We start from the raw sequence: 17,591 nt of genomic DNA on the forward strand, positions 1-17,591 counted from the left end.
CGGAGTCGATCAGATGGGTCAGAAAGTACATCCCACTGGCATTCGCCTGGGAATCGTCAAGGAGCACACCTCCGTCTGGTACGCAGACGGTGCTACTTACGCAGATTACCTGTTGAAGGATCTGAAAACGCGTGAGTACCTCCAGGACAAACTAAAAAGCGCGTCCGTAAGCCGTATCGATATTCATCGTCCGGCTCAAACTGCACGCATCACCATCCACACCGCTCGTCCCGGTATCGTTATCGGTAAGAAAGGTGAAGATGTCGAGAAGCTGCGTCAGGACCTGACCAAGCAGATGGGTGTGCCTGTGCACATCAACATCGAAGAGATCCGCAAGCCGGAACTCGACGCTATGCTGGTTGCGCAGAGCGTAGCTCAGCAGCTGGAACGCCGCGTAATGTTCCGTCGCGCCATGAAGCGCGCCGTACAGAACGCCATGCGTATTGGTGCCAAGGGCATCAAGATCCAGGTGAGCGGTCGTCTCGGCGGTGCTGAGATTGCTCGTACCGAGTGGTATCGCGAAGGTCGTGTGCCTCTGCACACCCTGCGTGCCGATATCGACTACAACACCTACGAAGCTCACACCACTTACGGTGTGATCGGTGTGAAGGTTTGGATCTTCAAAGGCGAAGTTATTGGTGGTCGCCAAGAAGAACTGAAACCACAAGCACCAGCGCCTCGTAAAAAAGCTGCTAAGTAAGGGGTACGCCAAATGTTGCAACCAAAGCGTACAAAATTCCGCAAGCAGATGACTGGCCACAACCGTGGTCTGGCACTGCGCGGTAGCAAAGTCAGCTTCGGCGAATTCGCCCTGAAAGCTGTTGCTCGCGGTCGCCTCACCGCTCGCCAGATCGAGTCCGCACGTCGTGCGCTGACCCGTCACGTAAAACGTGGCGGTAAGATCTGGATCCGTGTGTTCCCGGACAAGCCGATCTCCAAGAAGCCTCTCGAGGTTCGTATGGGTAAAGGTAAGGGTTCCGTGGAATACTGGGTTGCCCAGATTCAGCCAGGCAAAGTCCTGTATGAAATCGAGGGTGTTTCTGAAGAGCTGGCGCGCGAAGCTTTCGCCCTGGCTGCTGCAAAGCTGCCTCTCGCCACCTCCTTTGTTAAGCGGACGGTGATGTGATGAAAGCGAATGAACTTCGTGAAAAATCGGCACAGCAACTGAATGAGCAACTGCTCGGCTTGCTGCGCGACCAGTTCAATCTGCGTATGCAGAAAGCAACTGGCCAGTTGGGGCAGTCGCACCTGCTCTCGCAAGTTAAGCGTGACATCGCTCGCGTGAAAACTGTGCTCAACCAGCAGGCAGGTAAGTGATCATGGCTGAAGCTGAAAAAACCGTCCGTACGCTGACTGGCCGTGTCGTCAGCGACAAAATGGACAAGACCATCACCGTTCTGATCGAGCGTCGCGTAAAGCACCCGATCTACGGTAAATACGTTAAGCGTTCGACTAAGCTGCACGCGCACGACGAAGCCAACCAGTGCAAGATCGGCGACAAGGTTTCCATCCGTGAAACCCGTCCGCTGGCCAAGACCAAGTCCTGGGCACTGGTTGAAGTCCTCGAACGCGCTGTTGAAGTCTAAGGGCTAGGGGTCGGAGAAATTTTATGATTCAGACTCAATCCATGCTCGATGTGGCCGATAACAGCGGCGCTCGTCGCGTCATGTGCATCAAGGTACTCGGCGGTTCGCACCGCCGTTACGCCGGCATCGGTGACATCATCAAAGTAACCGTCAAGGAAGCAATTCCGCGCGGTAAGGTCAAGAAAGGCCAAGTGATGACTGCTGTTGTCGTGCGCACCCGTCACGGTGTTCGTCGCGCTGACGGTTCCATCATTCGTTTCGACGGCAACGCTGCTGTTCTGCTGAACAACAAGCAAGAGCCGATCGGCACTCGCATCTTCGGGCCAGTGACCCGTGAACTTCGTACTGAGAAGTTCATGAAGATCGTCTCGCTCGCCCCTGAAGTGCTGTAAGGAGATCCGACATGCAAAAGATTCGTCGTGACGACGAGATCATCGTGATCGCCGGCAAAGACAAAGGTAAGCGCGGTAAGGTGCTGAAGGTTCTGGCTGACAACCGTCTGGTTGTTGGTGGTGTGAACCTGGTCAAGCGTCATACCAAGCCTAACCCGATGGCGGGCGTACAGGGCGGTATCGTCGAAAAAGAAGCGCCTCTGCACGCTTCCAACGTTGCCATCTTCAACGGCGAAACCAACAAGGCTGACCGCGTTGGTTTCAAAGTAGAAGACGGTAAAAAAATTCGTGTCTTCAAGTCGACCCAAAAAGCGGTTGATGCTTGAACACTGCTAGGTAGAAGACCATGGCACGACTGAAAGAGATTTACCGGAACGAAATCGCTCCTAAGCTTAAGGAAGAACTTAAGCTGTCGAACGTGATGGAAGTTCCGCGCGTTACCAAGATCACCCTGAACATGGGTCTGGGCGAAGCGATCGGCGACAAGAAAGTCATCGAGCACGCTGTTGCCGACCTGGAAAAGATCACCGGTCAAAAGCCGGTAGTGACTTTCGCTCGTAAATCCATCGCGGGCTTCAAAGTCCGTGAAGGCTGGCCGATCGGTGTCAAGGTGACCCTGCGTCGCGACAAGATGTACGAATTCCTGGACCGCCTGCTGGCGATCTCCCTGCCTCGGGTTCGCGACTTCCGCGGCCTGAATGCCAAGTCCTTCGATGGCCGTGGCAACTACAGCATGGGCGTGAAAGAGCAGATCATCTTCCCGGAAATCGACTACGACAAGATCGATGCTCTGCGCGGTTTGGACATCACCCTGACCACCACTGCTCGTTCGGACGACGAAGGCCGCGCTCTGCTGCGTGCTTTCAAGTTCCCGTTCCGCAACTGATTGGAGTAGGAAAATGGCCAAGAAGAGCATGAAAAACCGCGAGCTGAAGCGTCAGCTCACGGTAGCCAAGTACGCCAAGAAGCGTGCCGAGCTGAAAGCGACCATCGTCAACCTGAACGCCTCTCCTGAAGAGCGTTTCGCTGCCGTTGTCGCCCTGCAGAAGCAGCCACGTGATGCCAGCGCTTCGCGTCTGCGCAACCGTTGCCGCCTGACCGGTCGTCCTCACGGTGTATACCGTAAGTTCGGCCTGGGCCGTAACATGCTGCGTCAAGCTGCAATGCGCGGTGACGTACCAGGTCTGGTCAAGGCCTCCTGGTAATCGCTGCAGGCTGGATCCCGGCGGAAGGGGAGCAATCTTCCGACCGCCGGTGACCTCGCCAACAAACAAGCCCCTATATGGGGCTTGTTTCGTTTCTACCTTGTGTCTAGAATGACCGGCTCACCTGAGCCTGGGTTTTTTGCCCTGTCCGCTCGGGTGGTTGTGATAGCCGCAAGGCTAATAATTCTTGTATCAGGAGCATCTAGCCCATGAGTATGCAGGACCCGTTAGCGGACATGCTAACTCGCATCCGTAATGCCCAGATGGCTGAAAAGTCCGTCGTAAGCATGCCTTCCTCCACCCTGAAGGTCGCGGTTGCCAAAGTTCTGAAAGACGAAGGTTACATCGCCGGCTACCAGGTAACTGGTGAGGCCAAGCCTTCCCTGTCGATCGAACTGAAGTACTTCGAAGGCCGTCCGGTCATCGAGGAACTGAAGCGCTCCAGCCGTCCAGGCCTGCGCCAGTACAAGTCCGTCGCAGAACTGCCGAAAGTACGTGGCGGTCTGGGCGTGTCTATCGTCTCCACCAACAAAGGTGTGATGACTGATCGCGCTGCGCGCGCTGCCGGTGTCGGCGGCGAAGTTCTGTGCACAGTGTTCTAAGGGGAGATAGGCATGTCTCGCGTCGCTAAGAACCCCGTTAAGCTGCCAGCAGGCGTCGAAGTCAAATTCGCCGGCCAGCAGCTTTCGGTGAAGGGTGCCAAAGGCACTCTCGAACTGAACGTTCACTCGTCTGTTGAAGTTACCGAAGAGTCTGGCGAGCTGCGTTTCGTCGCTCGTAACGGTGACCAGCAAGCTCGCGCCATGGCCGGTACCACCCGCGCTCTGGTGAACAACATGGTCCAGGGCGTAAGCCAAGGCTTCGAGCGCAAGCTCCAGCTGGTCGGTGTTGGTTACAAGGCACAGGCCAAGGGCACCGTCCTGAACCTGGCCCTGGGCTTCTCGCACCCAGTGGACTACGAACTGCCAGCCGGTATCACCGCTGAAACCCCAAGCCAGACCGACATCCTGATCAAGGGTATCGACAAGCAGCTGGTGGGTCAGGTGGCCGCTGAAATCCGCGACTTCCGTCCGCCAGAGCCTTACAAAGGCAAGGGTGTGCGTTACGCGGACGAAGTAGTCCGTCGTAAAGAAGCCAAGAAGAAGTAGGGCCTAGCAAATGACCGACAAAAAAGTTACTCGACTGCGTCGCGCTCGCAAAGCACGTCTCAAGATGCACGAACTCGAAGTCGTGCGCCTGTGCGTGTTCCGCTCCTCGCAGCACATCTACGCCCAGGTCATTTCGGCCGACGGCAGCAAGGTTCTGGCAAGCGCCTCGACCTTGGACAAAGAACTGCGTGATGGCGCCACTGGCAACATCGACGCGGCCACTAAGGTTGGCAAGCTGGTAGCTGAGCGTGCGAAAGCCGCCGGTGTATCTCAAGTTGCCTTTGACCGTTCCGGCTTCAAGTACCATGGCCGCGTCAAAGCGCTGGCCGATGCTGCTCGTGAAGGCGGGCTGGAGTTCTAAGTTATGGCAAATAACGATCAAAAGCGCGACGAAGGCTACATCGAGAAGCTGGTTCAAGTTAACCGCGTTGCCAAAACCGTAAAAGGCGGCCGTATCTTCACCTTCACCGCGCTGACCGTGGTAGGTGATGGTAAAGGCCGTGTTGGCTTCGGCCGTGGCAAATCGCGCGAAGTACCTGCCGCGATCCAGAAAGCCATGGAAGCTGCTCGCCGCAACATGATCCAGGTTGACCTGAAGGGCACCACCCTGCAGTACGCCACCAAGGCTGCCCACGGCGCCTCGAAGGTTTACATGCAGCCTGCCTCGGAAGGTACCGGTATCATCGCCGGTGGCGCAATGCGTGCTGTCCTGGAAGTTGCTGGTGTTCAGAACGTTCTGGCCAAGTGCTACGGTTCGACCAACCCAGTGAACGTGGTTTACGCCACCTTCAAGGGTCTGAAAGCCATGCAATCTCCTGAATCCATTGCTGCCAAGCGCGGCAAGAGCGTCGAGGAGATCTTCTGATCATGGCAACCGTAAAAGTAACGCTGATCAAGAGCGTCTCGGGCCGTCTGCCTAACCACAAGCTGTGCGTTAAGGGCCTGGGTCTGCGTCGCATCGGTCACACTGTAGAAGTCCAGGATACTCCCGAAAACCGCGGGATGATCAACAAGGCTTACTACATGCTGAAGGTCGAGGGTTAATCGATGAAACTCAATGATCTGAGTCCAGCGCCGGGTTCCCGTCGCGAGAAGCATCGTCCAGGTCGTGGTATCGGTAGCGGTCTGGGTAAGACCGGCGGCCGTGGCCACAAAGGTCAGACTTCCCGTTCGGGTGGTTCGATCGCTCCTGGCTTCGAAGGCGGTCAACAGCCGCTGCACCGTCGTCTGCCGAAGTTCGGCTTCGTTTCCCTGAAAGCCATGGATCGCGCCGAAGTGCGTCTGTCCGAGCTGGCCAAGGTGGAAGGCGACGTGATCTCCGTGCAATCCCTGAAGGATGCCAACGTGATCGGCCAGAACGTACAGCGCGTGAAAATCATGCTGTCTGGCGAAGTCACTCGCGCAGTCACCATCAAGGGTATCGCAGCCACCAAGGGTGCGCGTGCGGCTATCGAAGCAGCTGGCGGCAAGTTCGAGGAATAAATGGCTAAGCAAGGTGCTCTCTCTTCGCTCGGTAAGGGCGGGATGTCGGAACTCTGGGCTCGTCTGCGCTTTCTGTTCATGGCGATCATCGTCTATCGGATAGGTGCGCATATCCCGGTTCCTGGCATCAATCCAGACCGTCTGGCGGATCTGTTTCGGCAGAATGAGGGGACCATTCTTAGCTTGTTCAACATGTTTTCCGGTGGCGCGCTTGAGCGCATGAGCATCTTTGCACTGGGGATCATGCCGTACATCTCGGCATCGATCATCATGCAGCTGATGACGGCGGTCAGCCCGCAACTGGAACAGTTGAAGAAGGAAGGTGAAGCTGGCCGTCGCAAGATCAGCCAGTACACCCGCTACGGCACCGTTATCCTGGCACTGGTTCAAGCCATTGGCATGTCCATTGGCCTGGCCAACCAGGGCGTGGCGTTTTCTGTAGGCCTGGGCTTCCATGTCGTTGCCGTCTCCACCTTCGTGGCAGGCGCGATGTTCATGATGTGGCTGGGCGAGCAGATCACCGAGCGCGGTGTGGGCAACGGTATCTCGATGTTGATCTTCGCGGGTATCGTTGCCGGTCTTCCGAGAGCAATCGGGCAGTCTTTCGAGTCTGCGCGCACAGGCGATATCAACATTTTCGCCCTGGTCGCTATCGGTTTGCTGGCAGTAGCGATTATCGGTTTTGTGGTGTTCATTGAGCGTGGTCAGCGTCGTATCGCCGTTCACTACGCCAAGCGTCAGCAGGGCCGCAAGGTCTTCGCTGCGCAGACCAGCCACTTGCCGCTGAAGGTGAACATGGCGGGGGTTATCCCGGCCATTTTCGCGAGCAGCATTCTGCTGTTCCCGGCTTCGCTGGGTGCCTGGTTCGGTCAGTCCGAAGGTATGGGCTGGCTGCAGGACATCTCGCAGTCGATCGCTCCTGGTCAGCCGTTGAACATTCTGCTGTTTAGTGCAGGGATCATTTTCTTCTGCTTCTTCTACACAGCGCTGATGTTCAACCCGAAAGACGTAGCGGAAAACCTGAAGAAGTCCGGTGCCTTTATTCCGGGTATCCGTCCTGGTGAGCAGTCGGCACGCTACATTGATGGCGTTCTGACCCGTCTGACCATGTTCGGTGCTCTTTACATGATGGCCGTCTGCCTTCTGCCCCAGTTCCTGGTGGTGGCAGCAAATGTGCCGTTCTACCTTGGCGGGACCTCGTTGCTGATTGTGGTAGTGGTTGTGATGGACTTCATGTCCCAAGTACAATCGCACCTCGTTTCGCACCAGTACGAATCCCTGATGAAGAAAGCCAACCTGAAAGGCTACGGTGGCAGCGGTCTGCTGCGCTGATACGCCCCTAAGGTTCGAGGAGTCGGTAATGAAAGTTCGTGCATCGGTGAAAAAGCTGTGCCGTAACTGCAAGATCATCCGTCGCGAAGGCGTCGTACGAGTGATCTGCAGCGCGGAACCGCGTCACAAACAGCGCCAAGGCTGAGTGTGATCTGCGCTTCAAACCCAGCAGCTAGTGTGCTGCTGGGTTGATTATTCGTTTCTACAGCGATATTATCTCGCGCCCTATTTCTTGGCTTCCGGGGCGTAGGTAGCTGTCAATTGGAGTCCCACTGAATGGCCCGTATTGCAGGCGTCAACATTCCAGATAACAAGCATGCTGTTATCTCGCTGACCTACATCTATGGTGTCGGTCGCACTACTGCACAGAAGATCTGTGCAGACGCTGGTGTAAACCCAGCCGCTAAGATCAAGGATCTGAGCGACGAGCAAATCGAAACCCTGCGTGGCGAAGTCGCGAAGTTCACCACCGAAGGTGACCTGCGTCGTGACATCAACATGAAGATCAAGCGCTTGATGGACCTGGGTTGCTATCGCGGCCTGCGTCATCGTAAAGGTCTGCCGGTTCGCGGTCAGCGCACCAAGACCAACGCACGCACCCGTAAGGGCCCGCGTAAGCCGATCCGCAAGTAATCGCCCAGGAATATAGACATGGCAAAACCTGCTGCTCGTCCTCGTAAGAAAGTCAAAAAGACAGTGGTTGATGGCATCGCCCACATCCATGCCTCTTTCAACAACACCATCGTGACCATCACCGACCGTCAGGGCAACGCTTTGTCCTGGGCGACCTCCGGTGGTTCGGGTTTCCGTGGTTCGCGCAAATCCACCCCGTTCGCAGCCCAGATCGCTGCTGAGCGTGCTGGTCAAGCTGCGCTGGAATACGGTCTGAAGAACCTCGACGTAAACGTCAAGGGTCCAGGTCCAGGTCGTGAGTCCGCCGTTCGTGCACTGAACAGCTGCGGCTACAAGATCGCCAGCATCACCGACGTGACGCCAATCCCGCACAACGGGTGCCGTCCGCCGAAGAAGCGTCGCGTGTAATCAGGAGACAGATAAATGGCACGTTACATTGGTCCAAAATGCAAACTGTCTCGTCGTGAAGGCACTGACCTGTTCCTGAAGAGCGGCGTTCGCGCTCTGGAATCGAAGTGCAACATCGAAGCAGCCCCAGGTATCCACGGCCAGCGCCGTGGCCGTCAGTCCGACTACGGTACCCAGCTGCGCGAGAAGCAAAAAGTTCGTCGTATCTACGGTGTTCTGGAGCGTCAGTTCCGCGGTTACTACCAGGCTGCAGCCTCGAAAAAAGGCGCAACCGGTGAGAACCTGCTGCAACTGCTCGAGTGCCGTCTGGATAACGTCGTCTACCGTATGGGCTTCGGCTCGACTCGTTCCGAGTCCCGTCAGCTGGTTTCGCACAAAGCGATCAGCGTCAACGGTAAGACTGTAAACATTCCATCCTACCAAGTTCGTCCGGGTGACGTGGTCGCGGTTCGCGAGAAGTCGCTGAACCAGCTGCGCATTGTTCAAGCCCTTGAACTGTGCGCCCAGCGTGGCCGCGTTGAGTGGGTTGACGTGGATGCTGCTAAAAAGTCGGGCGTTTTCAAGAACGTTCCTGCTCGCAGCGACCTGTCTGCCGACATCAACGAGAACCTGATTGTCGAGCTCTACTCCAAGTAAGGGCTAGAAAATAGGTGCATCCATGCAGATTTCGGTAAATGAGTTCCTGACTCCCCGCCACATTGATGTGCAGGTAGTCAGTCCGACCCGCGCCAAGATTACGCTCGAGCCTCTCGAGCGTGGTTTCGGCCATACCCTGGGCAACGCGCTGCGCCGCATCCTGTTGTCCTCCATGCCTGGCTGTGCAGTAGTCGAGGCCGAGATCGACGGCGTACTCCACGAGTACTCCGCGATCGAAGGTGTTCAGGAAGACGTCATTGAAATCCTGTTGAACCTGAAAGGCCTGGCTATCAAACTGCACGGTCGTGACGAAGTTACGCTGACCTTGTCGAAAAAGGGTTCGGGGGTGGTTACCGCTGCCGATATTCAGCTGGATCACGATGTCGAGATCGTCAACCCCGATCACGTAATCGCGAACCTGGCGTCGAACGGCGCCCTGAACATGAAGCTCACTGTAGCTCGTGGTCGTGGTTACGAGCCGGCCGACTCCCGTCAAACCGACGAAGACGAAAGCCGTAGCATTGGCCGTCTGCAGTTGGACGCTTCGTTCAGCCCGGTGCGTCGTATCGCCTATGTGGTCGAGAACGCCCGTGTTGAACAGCGTACCAACCTGGACAAGCTGGTCATTGATCTGGAAACCAACGGCACCCTGGATCCTGAAGAGGCTATCCGCCGCGCTGCGACCATCCTGCAACAGCAGCTGGCCGCGTTCGTCGACCTCAAAGGTGACAGCGAGCCTGTCGTAGTCGAGCAGGAAGACGAGATCGATCCGATCCTGCTGCGTCCGGTTGACGACCTGGAACTGACTGTACGTTCGGCCAACTGCCTCAAGGCGGAGAACATCTACTACATCGGCGACCTGATTCAGCGTACCGAAGTAGAGCTGTTGAAGACTCCTAACCTGGGCAAGAAGTCCCTGACTGAAATCAAGGACGTCCTGGCCTCTCGTGGTCTGTCTCTCGGCATGCGCCTCGACAACTGGCCGCCTGCAAGTCTTAAGAAAGACGACAAGGCGACCGCCTGATCGTCGTAATCACCGAACGTAGTGTTTGGTAAGGAATGAATCATGCGTCATCGTAAAAGTGGACGTCACCTGAGCCGTACCAGCTCTCACCGCAAGGCTATGTTCCAGAACATGGCAGTGTCGCTGATCGAGCACGAGCTGATCAAAACCACCCTGCCGAAAGCCAAGGAACTGCGCCGCGTTGCCGAGCCGCTGATCACCCTGGCCAAGGAAGACAGCGTAGCTAACCGCCGTCTGGCCTTCGATCGTACCCGTTCGAAGTCCGCTGTTGGCAAGCTGTTCAACGACCTGGGCAAGCGTTACGCCACCCGTCAGGGCGGCTACCTGCGCATCCTGAAGTGCGGTTTCCGCGCTGGCGACAACGCTCCTATGGCGTACGTCGAGCTGGTTGATCGTCCGGTCGGCGGTGCTGTAGAAGCTGCTGAGTAAGACGTTCTGTCTGCTACAAAGAACCGGGCCTAGTGCCCGGTTTTTTGTTTTAAGATGTATTGTTTATTTCTATTGATTCAAGTCATGTAATGCATTTGTTCTTGTAACCTTGCTCGTCAATACTCTCCCAGAGCCGATTAGCCGGCGCTTGAAGACCGATAAGGAGAGCCCATGAGCAAGATTCTCACCACCGCCAGCGGTGCACCTGTAGCAGACAACCAGAATTCCCGTTCCGCCGGCCCGCGCGGCCCGCTGCTGCTCGATGACTTCCACCTGATCGAGAAGCTCGCCCACTTCAACCGCGAGAACATTCCTGAGCGCCGCGTACACGCAAAAGGCTCGGGCGCCTACGGCACCTTTACCGTCACCCGCGATATCACCGATTACACCAGTGCCAAGTTGTTTGAACAGGTTGGCAAGCAGACCGAAACCTTCCTGCGCTTCTCCACCGTTGGTGGTGAGCGTGGCTCCGCTGATACCGAGCGCGATCCCCGTGGTTTTGCCGTCAAGTTCTACACCGAGGAAGGCAATTGGGACATCGTCGGCAACAACACGCCGGTGTTCTTCATCCGCGACCCACTGAAGTTTCCGGACTTTATCCACACCCAGAAGCGTCACCCACAATCCAACCTGAAGAACGCTCAGATGATGTGGGACTTCTGGTCACACTCTCCCGAGGCGCTGCATCAGGTCACCATTCTGTTCTCCGATCGCGGCATTCCGGACGGCTACCGCCACATGCACGGCTTCGGTAGCCATACCTACAGCCTGATCAATGCCAAGGGTGAACGCACCTGGGTCAAATGGCACTTCAAGACCCAGCAAGGCATCAAGAACCTCGCACCGGCAGATGCTGCGCGCCTGGCAGGTACTGACCCAGACTACGCCCAGCGCGACCTGTTCGAAGCCATCGAGCGGGGCGATTACCCACGCTGGACCGTATGCATCCAGGTGATGAGCGAAGCCGAGGCTGCCAGCCGCGACGAAAACCCCTTCGACGTTACCAAGACCTGGTCGCAGAAGGACTACCCGCTGATTGAAGTGGGCGTGCTGGAGCTCAACCGTAACCCGCTCAACTACTTTGCCGAGGTCGAGCAGGCTGCGTTTGGCCCGAGCAACATGGTGCCGGGTGTTGGCCTGTCGCCGGACCGCATGCTGCAAGGGCGGGTATTCGCCTACGCCGACGCGCATCGCTACCGGGTGGGTACCAACCACCAGCAGCTGCCGGTGAACGCACCACGCTGCCCGGTCAACAGCTACCAGCGTGATGGTTCCATGGCCGCTGGCAGTTACGGCAGCGCGCCGAACTATGAGCCCAACAGCTACAGCGATGCACCGAAGCAGTCACCAGGCCACGCCGAGCCTGCACTGGCCCTGAATGGTTCGGCAGATCGCTACGACCACCGCGAGGATACCGACTACTACAGCCACGCCGGCGCGCTGTTCCGCCTGATGAGCGATGAGCAGAAAGCCCTGCTGATAAACAACATAGCCGGCACCATGGCAGGCGTCAGCGAAGACGTGATCCAGCGTCAGCTGCAATACTTCTTCAAGGCCGATCCGGCCTACGGCGAAGGGGTTGCCAAGGCCTTGGGCGTCAATCTCGCCTAAGTCGAAGTGATAAGAAGAACCGCCCTCATTTGGGCGGTTTTTCAATGAATATCACTACTGTTTAACCGATTTTTTGCTTCTAATTGCGCGGTTTTCAGTGACCGCAGGCAAAAGCTGGTTCACACTGTGTGGCATAGACGTTTTCACATGGAGAAACAGGGCGATGCAAGGTCACCCGGACGTAATCAACTACCTCGTTACGCTGCTGAAGGGCGAACTGGCGGCTCGCGACCAGTACTTCATTCACTCGCGTATGTACGAAGACTGGGGCCTGTCCAAGCTCTACGAGCGCATCAACCACGAAATGGAAGAAGAGACGCAGCACGCCGATGCCCTGATGCGTCGCATCCTCATGCTCGAAGGCACCCCTGACATGCGCGCGGACGACCTGGAAGTGGGCAGCACCGTGCCGGAAATGATCGAGGCCGACCTCAAGCTCGAGTACAAGGTACGCGGCGCGCTGTGCAAAGGCATCGAACTGTGCGAATTGCACAAGGACTACATCAGCCGCGACATCCTGCGCGCTCAGTTGGCTGATACCGAAGAAGATCACACCTACTGGCTGGAGAAGCAGCAGGGGCTGATCAAGGCCATTGGCCTCGAGAATTACCTGCAGTCGCAGATGTAAAAGGCTGGGGCTGCTCTGCAGCCCTATCGCGACAAAAGGCCGCTCCCACAGGGAAATGCATTCCTCCTGTGGAGCGGCCTTTTGTCGCGAAAAGGGCAAAAAGCGCCCCCAAGGCCTTACGCCCGATCCCGCTCCAGCAACGGTTTCAGGTAGTGCCCGGTATACGACTGCTTCATCGTACTCAGTTCTTCCGGCGTACCGCAGGCAATGATCTGCCCGCCTTTCGAACCACCCTCCGGCCCCAGATCCACCAGCCAATCCGCGGTCTTGATCACATCCAGGTTGTGCTCGATCACCACCACGGTATTGCCGTGGTCGCGCAGGCGATGCAGGACGTCCAGCAACTGCTGAATATCGGCAAAGTGCAGGCCCGTGGTCGGCTCGTCGAGAATGTACAAGGTCTTGCCGGTATCACGCTTGGACAGCTCGCGCGACAGCTTCACTCGCTGTGCCTCACCGCCCGACAGCGTGGTCGCCGACTGGCCCAGCTTGATGTATGACAGCCCCACATCCATCAACGTCTGCAGCTTGCGCGCCAGCGCCGGCACTGCGTCGAAGAACTCGCGGGCATCCTCGATGGTCATTTCCAGCACCTCGTGGATGTTCTTGCCCTTGTACTTGATCTCCAGGGTTTCGCGGTTGTAGCGCTTGCTCTTGCACACGTCGCACGGCACATAGATATCCGGCAGGAAGTGCATCTCCACCTTGATCAGGCCATCGCCCTGGCAGGCCTCGCAACGGCCTCCCTTGACGTTGAACGAGAAACGCCCCGGACCATAGCCGCGCGAACGCGATTCCGGCACACCGGAGAACAGCTCGCGGATCGGCGTGAAGATGCCGGTGTAGGTCGCCGGGTTCGAGCGAGGGGTGCGGCCGATCGGGCTCTGGTCGATGTCCACTACCTTGTCCAGGTGCTGCAGGCCATCCATGCTGGCATGCGGCGCCGCTTCCAGGCTGCTTGAGCCATTCAGGGCGGTCGCGGCCAGTGGGAATAGGGTGTTGTTGATCAGTGTCGACTTGCCCGAACCGGACACCCCCGTCACGCAGGTCAGCAGGCCGATCGGGATTTCAAGGTCGACGTTTTGCAGGTTGTTGCCACGCGCGCCCTTGAGCTTGAGTTGCAGCTTCTTGTTGCGCGGCGTGCGCTTGGCCGGCACTACGATCTTCTTGCGCCCTGACAGGTACTTGCCGGTCAGCGAGTCGGGGTGCTCCATGACTTCCTGCGGCGACCCCTCGGCGACGATCTGACCGCCGTGCACGCCGGCCCCAGGGCCGATGTCCACCACGTAGTCAGCCAGGCGGATGGCGTCTTCGTCGTGTTCCACCACGATCACCGTGTTGCCCAGGTCGCGCAGGTGGTTGAGGGTGGCCAGCAGGCGGTCATTGTCACGTTGATGAAGGCCGATGGACGGCTCATCGAGGATGTACATCACTCCCACCAGGCCAGCACCGATCTGGCTGGCCAGGCGGATACGCTGCGCTTCGCCACCGGATAGGGTATCAGCGCTGCGGTCCAGGGTGAGATAGTCGAGACCGACGTTCACCAGGAACTGCAGGCGCTCGCAGATTTCCTTGAGGATCTTCGCCGCAATCTCGCCACGGCGTCCGGTCAGAGTCAGCTCGCCGAAGTAGTTGCTGGCTTCACCGATCGGCAGGTTGGTCACTGCCGGTAGCGTTTTTTCGCCCACCCACACATGCCTTGCCTCACGGCGCAGGCGGGTGCCGCGGCAATCGGGGCACGGCTGGGTGCCGAGGAACTTGGCCAGTTCTTCGCGCACGGTGGCCGACTCGGTCTCGCGGTAGCGACGCTCCAGGTTCGGCACGATGCCTTCGAACGGGTGCGAGCGCTTGACGATGTCGCCACGGTCGTTGAGGTACTTGAAGTCGACGCTCTGCTTGCCGCTGCCCTGCAGGATCACCTTCTGGTGCTCGGCCGAAAGCTGGCCGAATGGTTCCTCCAGGCTGAAGCCGTAATGCGCGGCCAGCGAGCCGAGCATCTGGAAGTAGTACACGTTGCGCCGGTCCCAGCCGCGGATCGCGCCTTCGGCCAAGGTGAGCTCGGCATTGACCAGGCGCTTGGTGTCGAAGAACTGCTTCACCCCCAGTCCATCGCAGGTCGGGCAGGCGCCGGCGGGGTTGTTGAAGGAGAACAGTTTCGGCTCCAGCTCGCTGATGGCATGGCCACAGACCGGGCAGGCGAAACGCGCGGAGAAGATCGTCTCCTCGCCTGGCTCGTCATCCATCGGCGCTACCAGGGCTATGCCGTCGGCCAGCTTGAGCGCGGTCTCGAACGACTCGGCCAGGCGCTGTTGCAGGTCGGCGCGGACCTTGAAACGGTCCACCACCACATCGATGCTGTGTTTTTTCTGCTTGTCCAGCTTGGGCAGTTCGTCGAGCTCGTAGAGCTTGCCGTTGACCCGGGCGCGCACAAAGCCCTGGGCCCGTAGCTCGTCGAATACCGCCAGGTGCTCGCCCTTGCGCTCGCGCACCACCGGCGCCAGCAGCATCAGCTTGCTGCCTTCCGGTCGCTCCAGCACCAGGTCGACCATCTGGCTGATCGTTTGCGCTTCCAGCGGGATATCGTGATCCGGGCAGCGTGGGGTACCCACGCGAGCGTACAGCAGGCGCAGATAGTCGTAGATTTCGGTGATGGTGCCGACCGTGGAGCGGGGGTTGTGCGAGGTCGACTTCTGCTCGATGGAAATGGCCGGCGACAGGCCTTCGATGGTGTCGACGTCGGGCTTTTCCATCATCGACAGGAACTGCCGGGCGTAGGCCGACAGCGATTCCACATAGCGGCGCTGGCCTTCGGCGTACAGGGTGTCGAACGCCAGGGACGACTTTCCGGAACCGGACAGGCCGGTGATCACGATCAGCTTGTCCCGGGGCAGGGTCAGGTCGATGTTCTTCAGGTTGTGGGTACGTGCCCCACGAATCAGGATCTTGTCCACTGCGGCCTCGCTCGGCGGGCATAAACAAGGAAGTATACGGCGCGCTGCCAGTACGCGGCAAAGCGTCGCGTAGATGCCGTCAAGCTGTCGGACTGATAGAATCGCCGCCGGTTCACACGAGGTTAATCCATGCACGACACCCACAACGAGCGCATGAGTGGCGGCGAAACCCGCGCCGCTGGCGGCCTGGCCCTGGTCTTTGCCTTTCGTATGCTGGGCATGTTCATGGTCTTGCCGGTGCTGGCTACCTACGGCATGGACCTGGCAGGTGCCACGCCTGCGCTGATCGGCCTGGCCATTGGTGCCTATGGCCTGACGCAGGCCGTATTGCAGATCCCGTTCGGGATGATTTCCGATCGCATCGGCCGCCGGCCGGTGATTTACCTGGGGCTGGTCATCTTTGCCCTGGGCAGTGTATTGGCGGCCCAGGCCGACTCCATCTGGGGAGTGATCGCCGGGCGTATCCTGCAGGGCGCCGGGGCGATTTCCGCTGCGGTCATGGCGCTGCTGTCCGACCTCACCCGCGAGCAGCACCGGACCAAGGCCATGGCCATGATCGGCATGAGCATCGGCCTGTCGTTTGCCGTCGCCATGGTCGTCGGCCCATTGCTGACTCGTGCCTTTGGCTTGTCAGGATTGTTCCTCGCCACGGCAGGACTTGCCCTGGTCGGCATCTTGCTGATCGCCTTTGTGGTGCCCAATACCCACAGCATCCTGCAGCACCGTGAGTCGGGTGTGGCGCGCCAGGCCATCGGCCCGACCCTGCGCCATCCGGACCTTCTGCGCCTGGATGTGGGCATCTTCATCCTCCACGCCATCCTCATGGCCAGCTTCGTCGCATTGCCACTGGCCTTTGTCGAGCGCGGCGGCCTGCCGAAGGAGCAGCACTGGTGGGTATACCTGACCGCGTTGTTCATCTCATTTTTTGCAATGGTCCCGTTCATCATCTATGGCGAAAAAAAGCGCAAGATGAAACGCGTGCTGGCCGGGGCGGTCAGTGTGTTGCTGCTGGTGGAGGTGTTCTTCTGGCAGTGGGCTGACGGTTTGCGCGGACTGGTGATCGGCACCGTGGTATTCTTTACTGCATTCAACCTGCTGGAGGCATCACTGCCTTCGCTGGTGAGCAAGGTGTCGCCTGCAGGTGGCAAGGGGACGGCAATGGGGGTCTACTCCACCAGCCAGTTCCTCGGTGCTGCCCTGGGAGGAATCCTCGGTGGCTGGTTGTTCCAGCACGGCGGGCTGAACATGGTGTTCCTCGGTTGTGCGGTACTGTGTGCCATCTGGTTGGTCGTCGCCTTGCGCATGAACGAGCCGCCCTATGTGACCAGCCTGCGCATGCCGCTGACGCCAGAGGCAGTCCGGGAAGCCGGCCTGACCGAGCGCCTGATGGCTGTACCGGGTGTGACCGACGCCGTCGTGGTGGCGGAAGAAGCCGCCATCTATATCAAACTGGATACGAAAATTTTGGACCGTACGACCCTCGAGCGCCTGGTGAACCCGGCCTCTTCGGCGTGCGAAGCCTAGGAGAACGTTATGGCCCGTGGGGTTAACAAAGTCATTCTGGTCGGCACCTGTGGCCAGGATCCCGAAGTCCGCTACCTGCCCAACGGTAACGCCGTGACCAACCTGAGCCTGGCTACCAGCGAGCAGTGGACCGACAAGCAGTCGGGCCAGAAGGTCGAGCGTACCGAGTGGCACCGTGTGTCGCTGTTCGGCAAGGTTGCCGAAATCGCCGGCGAATATCTGCGCAAAGGTTCGCAGTGCTACATCGAAGGCAAGCTGCAGACCCGCGAGTGGGAAAAAGACGGCATCAAGCGCTACACCACCGAGATCATCGTCGACATCAACGGCACCATGCAGCTGCTCGGCGGTCGTCCGCAGAACCAGCAGCAGGGCGGTGACCCGTACAACCAGGGTGGCGGCAACTACGGTGGCGGCCAGCCGCAGCAGTACAACCAGGCCCCACGCCAGCAGGCCCCGCGCCCGCAACAGGCTCCTCAGCGCCCGGCCCCGCAGCAGCCAGCCCCGCAGCCGGCGGCTGACTTCGACAGCTTCGATGACGATATTCCGTTCTGATCAGAACGGTTAGGCGTCTGGCAAAACCAGAAACCCAGGGCAGTTGCCCT

Annotated in this window: 26 protein-coding genes; 25 read left to right on the forward strand and 1 reads right to left on the reverse strand. The window is 58.6% G+C overall.

The genetic code is table 11. The features are described from left to right. Positions 1 to 13 precede the first annotated feature (13 nt). The 23 genes from rpsC to bfr all read left to right on the forward strand — a co-directional run bounded on the left by rpsC (position 14) and on the right by bfr (position 12,514). Positions 14 to 700, forward strand: a complete 687-nt coding sequence (gene rpsC / locus QN085_RS02500; RefSeq protein ID WP_003255481.1) for a 30S ribosomal protein S3 — start codon at positions 14 to 16, stop codon at positions 698 to 700. Between the two features lie 12 nt (positions 701 to 712). Continuing rightward, on the forward strand, positions 713 to 1,126 hold the full coding sequence (gene rplP / locus QN085_RS02505) for a 50S ribosomal protein L16 (protein WP_003255479.1): 414 nt from the start codon (positions 713 to 715) through the stop codon (positions 1,124 to 1,126). Next, entirely contained in the window at positions 1,126 to 1,317 is a 192-nt protein-coding gene (gene rpmC / locus QN085_RS02510; RefSeq protein WP_002555481.1) for a 50S ribosomal protein L29, read from the forward strand. Before rplP ends, rpmC begins: the two co-directional genes overlap by 1 nt. Positions 1,318 to 1,319: 2 nt before the next feature. Next, on the forward strand, positions 1,320 to 1,586 hold the full coding sequence (gene rpsQ, locus QN085_RS02515; RefSeq protein WP_003255478.1) for a 30S ribosomal protein S17: 267 nt from the start codon (positions 1,320 to 1,322) through the stop codon (positions 1,584 to 1,586). A gap of 23 nt (positions 1,587 to 1,609) precedes the next feature. Further along, on the forward strand, positions 1,610 to 1,978 hold the full coding sequence (rplN, locus tag QN085_RS02520) for a 50S ribosomal protein L14 (RefSeq protein ID WP_002555479.1): 369 nt from the start codon (positions 1,610 to 1,612) through the stop codon (positions 1,976 to 1,978). Between the two features lie 11 nt (positions 1,979 to 1,989). Beyond that, positions 1,990 to 2,304, forward strand: a complete 315-nt coding sequence (gene rplX / locus QN085_RS02525; protein WP_013970637.1) for a 50S ribosomal protein L24 — start codon at positions 1,990 to 1,992, stop codon at positions 2,302 to 2,304. A gap of 20 nt (positions 2,305 to 2,324) precedes the next feature. Next, positions 2,325 to 2,864 (forward strand): 50S ribosomal protein L5, encoded by a 540-nt coding sequence (gene rplE, locus QN085_RS02530; RefSeq protein ID WP_003257095.1) that lies wholly within the window; start codon positions 2,325 to 2,327, stop codon positions 2,862 to 2,864. 13 nt (positions 2,865 to 2,877) lie between these two features. Next, entirely contained in the window at positions 2,878 to 3,183 is a 306-nt protein-coding gene (gene rpsN, locus QN085_RS02535) for a 30S ribosomal protein S14 (RefSeq protein WP_013970638.1), read from the forward strand. Positions 3,184 to 3,392: 209 nt separating this feature from the next. Continuing rightward, positions 3,393 to 3,785, forward strand: a complete 393-nt coding sequence (gene rpsH / locus QN085_RS02540) for a 30S ribosomal protein S8 (RefSeq protein ID WP_009681971.1) — start codon at positions 3,393 to 3,395, stop codon at positions 3,783 to 3,785. Between the two features lie 12 nt (positions 3,786 to 3,797). Then, entirely contained in the window at positions 3,798 to 4,331 is a 534-nt protein-coding gene (rplF, locus tag QN085_RS02545) for a 50S ribosomal protein L6 (protein ID WP_009681972.1), read from the forward strand. Between the two features lie 10 nt (positions 4,332 to 4,341). Continuing rightward, positions 4,342 to 4,692: a 50S ribosomal protein L18 gene (gene rplR / locus QN085_RS02550; protein ID WP_009397496.1), complete on the forward strand. Its 351-nt coding sequence runs from the start codon at positions 4,342 to 4,344 to the stop codon at positions 4,690 to 4,692. A gap of 3 nt (positions 4,693 to 4,695) precedes the next feature. Next, positions 4,696 to 5,196 (forward strand): 30S ribosomal protein S5, encoded by a 501-nt coding sequence (gene rpsE, locus QN085_RS02555; RefSeq protein ID WP_003255465.1) that lies wholly within the window; start codon positions 4,696 to 4,698, stop codon positions 5,194 to 5,196. A gap of 2 nt (positions 5,197 to 5,198) precedes the next feature. Next, complete coding sequence (gene rpmD, locus QN085_RS02560) at positions 5,199 to 5,375, forward strand: 50S ribosomal protein L30 (protein WP_003255463.1); 177 nt, start codon at positions 5,199 to 5,201, stop codon at positions 5,373 to 5,375. 3 nt (positions 5,376 to 5,378) lie between these two features. Further along, positions 5,379 to 5,813, forward strand: a complete 435-nt coding sequence (rplO, locus tag QN085_RS02565; RefSeq protein WP_003257107.1) for a 50S ribosomal protein L15 — start codon at positions 5,379 to 5,381, stop codon at positions 5,811 to 5,813. Further along, positions 5,814 to 7,145, forward strand: coding sequence for a preprotein translocase subunit SecY (secY, locus tag QN085_RS02570; RefSeq protein ID WP_003257108.1), 1,332 nt, complete (start codon positions 5,814 to 5,816; stop codon positions 7,143 to 7,145). A 28-nt stretch (positions 7,146 to 7,173) separates the two neighbouring features. Next, positions 7,174 to 7,290: a 50S ribosomal protein L36 gene (gene rpmJ / locus QN085_RS02575; protein WP_002555468.1), complete on the forward strand. Its 117-nt coding sequence runs from the start codon at positions 7,174 to 7,176 to the stop codon at positions 7,288 to 7,290. Positions 7,291 to 7,421: 131 nt separating this feature from the next. After that, complete coding sequence (gene rpsM / locus QN085_RS02580) at positions 7,422 to 7,778, forward strand: 30S ribosomal protein S13 (RefSeq protein WP_003257112.1); 357 nt, start codon at positions 7,422 to 7,424, stop codon at positions 7,776 to 7,778. 18 nt (positions 7,779 to 7,796) lie between these two features. Further along, complete coding sequence (rpsK, locus tag QN085_RS02585; RefSeq protein WP_003255454.1) at positions 7,797 to 8,186, forward strand: 30S ribosomal protein S11; 390 nt, start codon at positions 7,797 to 7,799, stop codon at positions 8,184 to 8,186. A gap of 15 nt (positions 8,187 to 8,201) precedes the next feature. After that, positions 8,202 to 8,822, forward strand: a complete 621-nt coding sequence (gene rpsD, locus QN085_RS02590; RefSeq protein WP_003257114.1) for a 30S ribosomal protein S4 — start codon at positions 8,202 to 8,204, stop codon at positions 8,820 to 8,822. 22 nt (positions 8,823 to 8,844) lie between these two features. After that, positions 8,845 to 9,846 carry a DNA-directed RNA polymerase subunit alpha gene (locus tag QN085_RS02595; protein WP_003255452.1) on the forward strand — a complete coding sequence of 334 codons (1,002 nt, stop codon included), beginning with the start codon at positions 8,845 to 8,847 and terminating at the stop codon, positions 9,844 to 9,846. Positions 9,847 to 9,888: 42 nt separating this feature from the next. After that, complete coding sequence (gene rplQ / locus QN085_RS02600; RefSeq protein WP_003255451.1) at positions 9,889 to 10,275, forward strand: 50S ribosomal protein L17; 387 nt, start codon at positions 9,889 to 9,891, stop codon at positions 10,273 to 10,275. 171 nt (positions 10,276 to 10,446) lie between these two features. Beyond that, positions 10,447 to 11,886 (forward strand): catalase, encoded by a 1,440-nt coding sequence (locus tag QN085_RS02605; RefSeq protein ID WP_013970641.1) that lies wholly within the window; start codon positions 10,447 to 10,449, stop codon positions 11,884 to 11,886. 163 nt (positions 11,887 to 12,049) lie between these two features. Next, on the forward strand, positions 12,050 to 12,514 hold the full coding sequence (gene bfr, locus QN085_RS02610) for a bacterioferritin (RefSeq protein WP_003257116.1): 465 nt from the start codon (positions 12,050 to 12,052) through the stop codon (positions 12,512 to 12,514). A 116-nt stretch (positions 12,515 to 12,630) separates the two neighbouring features. Here the strand turns inward: bfr and uvrA are convergent, their stop codons facing one another. After that, on the reverse strand, positions 12,631 to 15,465 hold the full coding sequence (uvrA, locus tag QN085_RS02615) for an excinuclease ABC subunit UvrA (RefSeq protein WP_013970642.1): 2,835 nt from the start codon (positions 15,463 to 15,465) through the stop codon (positions 12,631 to 12,633). A gap of 129 nt (positions 15,466 to 15,594) precedes the next feature. Here uvrA and QN085_RS02620 point away from each other — a divergent pair, with 129 nt between their 5' ends. Next, positions 15,595 to 16,989, forward strand: coding sequence for an MFS transporter (locus QN085_RS02620; protein ID WP_015268752.1), 1,395 nt, complete (start codon positions 15,595 to 15,597; stop codon positions 16,987 to 16,989). A 9-nt stretch (positions 16,990 to 16,998) separates the two neighbouring features. Next, positions 16,999 to 17,541 carry a single-stranded DNA-binding protein gene (locus QN085_RS02625; RefSeq protein ID WP_013970644.1) on the forward strand — a complete coding sequence of 181 codons (543 nt, stop codon included), beginning with the start codon at positions 16,999 to 17,001 and terminating at the stop codon, positions 17,539 to 17,541. Positions 17,542 to 17,591: the final 50 nt, after the last annotated feature.

The sequence above is a fragment of the Pseudomonas sp. M2(2023) genome (genome assembly GCF_030263955.1).
Lineage (GTDB): Bacteria > Pseudomonadota > Gammaproteobacteria > Pseudomonadales > Pseudomonadaceae > Aquipseudomonas > Aquipseudomonas asiatica.